The following is a 5,573-nucleotide window of genomic DNA, read 5'->3' as shown; positions in this document are numbered from 1 at the left end:
TCCAATGACCTTCAACAGGCTGAAATTCCCGTCCGCCATGGCGGCGGTCCTGACCCGCACTCGGGACTACCTCCAAGACGAGATCGGCCTCAAGGTCTCCAGAGCGAAGCCGCGCACCGGCAATGTGGACGCGCTACAATTGCGGGATATAACCGCGGTGGTCTGCACCGACGGACCGGTCAAGCTGCTCATCGCCTTCAGCTTCCAGCGGGGGCTGCTCGAGCATATGCGGGAAGTGGTCACCGCCGACCTGGATGTGCGGCCGGAGGAGCGCGAACTCTTCCTGCGCGAAACGGCGGCGGAGACCATAAACTCCATCCTCGGCCACGCCACCGCGGATCTGGCCGAGGAGGGCAACGACATGCGGCTTTCGCCGCCCATCGTGCTCGACGAGGAAAAAAACATCCTTCGTCCCAAAAAAGCGATATTCACCTCCATTCAAATGGCAACCAACCGTGGTACTCTCGACCTAAATCTCATCGGACCGGCGGAGATGTTCGACCAGAACCTGAACATACTCGACGCCGAAGATGCTCGAGGGGGGAACATGCACCCATTGAAGGTCATGATTGTCGATGATTCCCTGCTGACCATCCGGACGCTGACCGGCATGCTGTCGGAACAGGGACATCTGGTGGTTCAGACGGCGGCAAGCGGAGCCCAGGCCCTGGATGCCTATCGTCAGGTCAAGCCCGACCTGGTGACCATGGACATCACCATGCCGGACATGGACGGCATCGAGGCCACGGACGGCATCCTCAAGGAATTCCCCGAGGCCAACATCATCATGGTGACCTCGCACGGTCAGCAGGGTATGGTGATGAAAGCGGTGAAGGCGGGGGCCAAGGGCTATGTCCTGAAGCCCATCAAGCCCGAGAAATTGCGCGAGATGATAGCGCGGGTCTTCAAGACCTGACCGGTCAGGGGAAACGGATGGCGGCTGCATCCCGGCGTACGCACACGGCTCGGACGGTCCTCAACGACGGTACGTCCGACATCATCCCGTTTCCCATCTACGTAGTCGACACCCGGACTCTCGAACTGGTCAGCGTTAATCAGGCCATGCGGCGCAAGACCGGGGCCGAGGCCGGGCAGACCTGCCACCGGGCCATCTACGACCAGCCGAATCCCTGCCATTTCTGCAAGATCCCCCCCCTGGCCGAGGCCGCCTCCGGCGCGCCGGCCACCATGGTGTTCGAGCATTTCAACGACCGCGATGATTGCTGGTACCAGTTGAACGAGACGCTGATCGACTGGTTCGACGGCCGCCGGGTGAAACATTCCATCGCCGTCGACATCGGCGCCCTCAAGGACGTCCAGAACGAGCTGTCCGAGGCCTATGCCCTGCTGGCGCTGAAAAGCGTCGAGCTGGAGAAGGCCTCCATCACCGACGCCCTGACCGGGCTGTTCAACCGCCGCCGCCTGGACGAGGCCTTCGCCCACGAACTGGACCGCGCCCAGCGCTACGGCCGGCCGGTGTCGCTGATCATCGCCGACGTGGACCATTTCAAATCGGTCAACGACACCCACGGCCACCAGATGGGCGACGAGGTGCTGCAGGCCATGGCCGGGCTGCTGCGCCAGGGGGTGCGGGCGGTGGACATCGTCGGGCGCTGGGGCGGCGAGGAATTCCTGGTGATCTGTCCCGATACCGAGCTGGACGGCGCCCAGGCCCTGGCCGAAAAGCTGCGGACCGCCATCGCGGCGGCGCCGTTCCCGGCCATCGGCGGCGCCTCGTCGTCGTTCGGCATCGCCCAGTACCGGGATGGGGAATCGTTCAAGGACATCGTGGCCCGCGCCGACACGGCACTGTACCGGGCCAAGATCAACGGACGCAACCGCGTCGAAAGCTGAGGCTCCGCCATGCTGATCGGCCAGTTCACCCTGCCGCTCGCCTTCGACCTCGCCGCCACCTTCCTGTTCGCGGTCACCGGCGCCATGACCGCCATGCGCAAGGGCTACGACTTCGTCGGCGTGTTCTTCCTGGCCCTGGTCACCGGCATCGGCGGCGGGTTGCTGCGCGACGGGGTGTTCCTGCAGCAAGTCCCGGCGGTGCTGGGCTCCCATTACCTGCTGGCGGTGGTGGTCGCCACCCTCATCGGCCTGGTGTTCGGCCAAAGCCTCAACCGGCTGGCCCTGGTCTTCCTGCTGGTGGACGCCCTGGGGCTGGGGCTCTACACCGTGTTCGGGGCGCAGAAGGCGCTGAACGCCGGGTTGGGCTGGGTCCCCGCCCTGCTGATCGGCGTGATCAACGCGGTGGGCGGCGGCGTGCTGCGCGACATGATGAGCCGCGAGGACCCGCTGATCTTCCGCCCCGGCGAGTTCTACGCCGCCGCCGCCCTGGCCGGGGGTGCTGCCTTCGCCGCCCTGGCCCTGGGGTTGGGTGTGGCGGCGCAGCCCGCCGCCTGGGCCGGCATCGCGGTGACCGTGCTGGTCCGGGTGGCCTCGGTGCGCTTCGGCTGGCGCACCCCGGCGGCCCGCGCCCTGATCGGCCGCGGCCAGCCGCCCGAGGGGACTTGAACGGACCTCGTCCCCGCGCCTAATGTGAGCCCATGGCGGCATCTCCCCCCCCTTCCGACACCTTCAACGTCCTGTGGCTGCAGGCCGCCAGCTGCGGCGGCTGCACCATGTCGGCCCTGGCCGCCGACGACACGGGGCTGCGGCGCGCGCTGGAGCGGTTCGGCATCCGCCTGCTGTGGCATCCCTCGCTGTCCGAGGAGAGCGGCGCCGAGGCGCTGGCCGTACTGGAGGATTGCGCCGCCGGACGGGTACGCCTGGACTGTCTGTGCGTCGAGGGTTCGGTGCTGCTCGGCCCCGGCGGATCGGGACGGTTCCAGATGCTGTCGGGCAGCGGCAAGCCCATGAAGGACTGGATCGCCCGGCTGGCGGCCAGGGCCCGCCATGTGGTGGCGGTGGGCAGCTGCGCGGCGTTCGGCGGCATGCCGGCCGCCGGCCACAATCCCACCGACGCGCGCGGCCTGCACTATTCCGGTTGGGACCTGGGCGGGGCTCTGGGCAAGGGCTTCCGCTCCACCTCGGGCCTGCCGGTGGTCAACATCGCCGGCTGCGCCCCCCATCCCGGCTGGATCGTCGAGACCCTGGCCGCCCTGGCGCTCGGCGGCGTCTCGGCCGAGCAGCTGGACGCCCTGGGCCGGCCGCGCGCCTATGCCGACCATCTGGCCCATCACGGCTGCGGCCGCAACGAGTTCTACGAGTTCAAGGCCAGCGCGGCGCGGCCCTCGGATCGCGGCTGCCTGATGGAGAATCTCGGCTGCCGCGCCACCCAGGCCCCCGGCGACTGCAACATCCGCCGCTGGAACGGCTACGGCTCGTGCACCGATGGCGGCTATGCCTGCATCAACTGCACCTCCCCAGCCTTCGAGACTCCGTCCGGCCCCTTCCAGGAAACCGCCAAGGTGGCGGGCATTCCGGTGGGCCTGCCGGTGGACATGCCCAAGGCGTGGTTCGTGGCCCTGGCGGCGCTGTCCAAGTCGGCCACGCCCCAGCGGGTGCGCGCCAACGCCCATGCCGACCACGTCATCGTCCCCCCCGCCCGCCGGCCCCAGAAATTGCCATGACCGAACTGCCATGACCGCAACGCCCACCCGCCTGATCGTCGGCCCCTTCAACCGGGTCGAGGGCGACCTGGAAGTGACGCTGGACATCCGCGACGGCGCCGTCACCGAGGCTCGCGTCAACGCCCCCCTCTACCGCGGCTTCGAGCAGATCCTCCTGGGGCGTCCCGCCGCCGATTCCCTGGTGATCGCCCCGCGCATCTGCGGCATCTGCTCGGTGTCGCAATCGGTGGCCGCCGCCCGCGCCTTGGCCGGGCTGGAGCGCCCCGACATTCCGGCCAACGGCACCCTGGCCGCCAACCTGATCCTGGCCGGCGAGAACGCCGCCGACCACCTGACCCATTTCATGCTGTTCTTCGCCCCCGACCTGGCACGGGAATGCTATGCGGCGCGGCCATGGTTCGCGGCGGCGCGGCGGCGCTTCGCCGCTTCGGACGGCGCCTGCGCCGGCACCCTGCTGCCGGCCCGCGCCCGCTTCCTGCACCTGATGGGCCTGCTGGCCGGCAAGTGGCCCCATTCCCTTGCCCTACAGCCCGGCGGCGTCACCAAGGCCGTCGATGCGGGCGAGAAGATCCGCCTGCTGTCCATCGTCGCCGAATTCCGCGAGGCGCTGGAAACCCACCTGTTCGCCGCCCCCCTGGAAGCCATCGCGGCGCTGGAGGGAACGGCGGCGCTGGAAGCCTGGGTCGAGGCCGCGCCGCCGGAACAGGGCGACTTCCGCCTGTTCCTGCACATCGCCCGCGACCTGGGCTTCGCCGGGCTGGGCCACGGCCCCGGCCGCTTCGTCTCGTCGGGAAGTTTCGGCCTGTTCGCCCCAGGCGTATGGAGCCAAGGCGTCCCGTCGGATTTCGATCCCGCCCGGATCACCGAGGACCACGCCCACAGCTGGATGGAGGGCGGCACCCTGCCCCCCTCCGCCGGCCAGACCCGTCCCGCCCCCGACAAGCCGGAAGGCTACACCTGGTGCAAGGCCCCCCGCCTGGACGGACAGGTGGCCGAGGTGGGGGCCCTGGCCCGCCAGGTGGTGGACGGCCATCCCCTGGCCCGCGCCCTGATCGCCGCCCGTCCCGGTGGCTCGGTGCATGACCGGGTGGTGGCAAGGCTGCTGGAACTGGCCCGGCTGATCCCCGCCATGGAACGCTGGGTCCACGCCATCCGCCCGGGCGAACCGTTCTGCGCCCCGCCCGCCGCCGGAATCGCCGAAGGCGGCTCGGTCGGGCTGGTCGAAGCGGCACGCGGCACCCTGGGCCACTGGCTGACCTTGCAAGGCGGCCACATCAGCAATTACCAGATCGTCGCCCCCACCACCTGGAACTTCTCGCCCCGCGACGCCCAAGGCAATCCCGGCGCCCTGGAACAAGCCCTGGCCGGTACCCCAGCCCTGCCCGGCGAAACCACCCCGGTGGCCGTCCAGCATGTGGTCCGCTCGTTCGACCCCTGCATGGTCTGCACGGTGCATTGAAGCCAATGCGCTGTTTTCATTGGGTAAAATTGTAAACGTCCAAAACTTATCCAAAACTCGTCCAATAAGCGGGCGTTACCCCAGGCGAATTTCGATCCATTCTGACCCGCGAAGGTCGCGGTAGAGCGCCGCCATGTCGGGGGATTTGTGCCCCAGCAGCGCCTGCGCATCGATGCCCTGCCCGGCATAGAGCCGGGCGGCCAACGAGCGGATTTCGTGGAAGGTCGGCGGCGTCTTGCCCGCCGGCCAGGTCAGGCCGGTCTTGTCGCGGGCCTCGGCGAAGGCGGCGGTGATGGAACTGTAAACCGGATCCTTGCGGCAAGGCCAATATATCGGCGCCGTGATACCTATCGTATGCCCCACCCGTTCAGGATCAAACGCCCGAACAGTTCGTTGATGTACCGCGAAGAATGCTGCGTTCACAGCGAATTGGCCAATTCGAACCTGCCGTGGCAAATGCCACGGCAGGTTTTCACGCGATTGTCTAGGGGGTGGGAGGCATGTTGGGGTCACCACCGGGCGGGGGCTCGAAGCCA

6 protein-coding genes are annotated in these 5,573 nt (G+C 68.3%); 5 read left to right on the top strand and 1 reads right to left on the bottom strand.

All coding sequences use genetic code 11. From position 1 onward, the window contains the following. The 5 genes from H261_RS24290 to H261_RS22230 all read left to right on the top strand — a co-directional run. Positions 1-916: response regulator (locus H261_RS24290; RefSeq protein ID WP_235063025.1), on the top strand; the 916-nt coding region annotated here is incomplete at its 5' end. A gap of 17 nt (positions 917-933) precedes the next feature. Further along, entirely contained in the window at positions 934-1,854 is a 921-nt protein-coding gene (locus H261_RS22245; RefSeq protein ID WP_040477241.1) for a GGDEF domain-containing protein, read from the top strand. 9 nt (positions 1,855-1,863) lie between these two features. Further along, a complete protein-coding gene (locus H261_RS22240; protein ID WP_008622303.1) occupies positions 1,864-2,520 on the top strand; it encodes a trimeric intracellular cation channel family protein in 657 nt (218 codons plus the stop codon). A 32-nt stretch (positions 2,521-2,552) separates the two neighbouring features. Further along, a complete protein-coding gene (locus tag H261_RS22235; protein WP_008622302.1) occupies positions 2,553-3,578 on the top strand; it encodes an NADH-quinone oxidoreductase subunit B family protein in 1,026 nt (341 codons plus the stop codon). A gap of 10 nt (positions 3,579-3,588) precedes the next feature. Beyond that, a complete protein-coding gene (locus H261_RS22230) occupies positions 3,589-5,037 on the top strand; it encodes a nickel-dependent hydrogenase large subunit (protein ID WP_008622301.1) in 1,449 nt (482 codons plus the stop codon). A 75-nt stretch (positions 5,038-5,112) separates the two neighbouring features. On the opposite strand, the gene H261_RS26300 is transcribed toward H261_RS22230, so the two are convergent. Next, the coding region (locus H261_RS26300; protein ID WP_152427071.1) for a site-specific integrase at positions 5,113-5,573 on the bottom strand (461 nt) is incomplete at its 5' end.

Origin of the sequence: Paramagnetospirillum caucaseum (assembly GCF_000342045.1) — a bacterium.
Lineage (GTDB): Bacteria > Pseudomonadota > Alphaproteobacteria > Rhodospirillales > Magnetospirillaceae > Phaeospirillum > Phaeospirillum caucaseum.
This window is presented reverse-complemented; position numbering and strand designations above follow the sequence as displayed.

Bases quoted from the DNA above. Each gene is read 5' to 3' on its own strand.
- H261_RS22245 (WP_040477241.1), top strand. From the start codon at position 934: ATGGCGGCTGCATCCCGGCGTACGCACACGGCTCGGACGGTCCTCAAC.
- H261_RS22240 (WP_008622303.1), top strand. From the start codon at position 1,864: ATGCTGATCGGCCAGTTCACCCTGCCGCTCGCCTTCGACCTCGCCGCC.
- H261_RS22235 (WP_008622302.1), top strand. From the start codon at position 2,553: ATGGCGGCATCTCCCCCCCCTTCCGACACCTTCAACGTCCTGTGGCTG.
- H261_RS22230 (WP_008622301.1), top strand. From the start codon at position 3,589: ATGACCGCAACGCCCACCCGCCTGATCGTCGGCCCCTTCAACCGGGTC.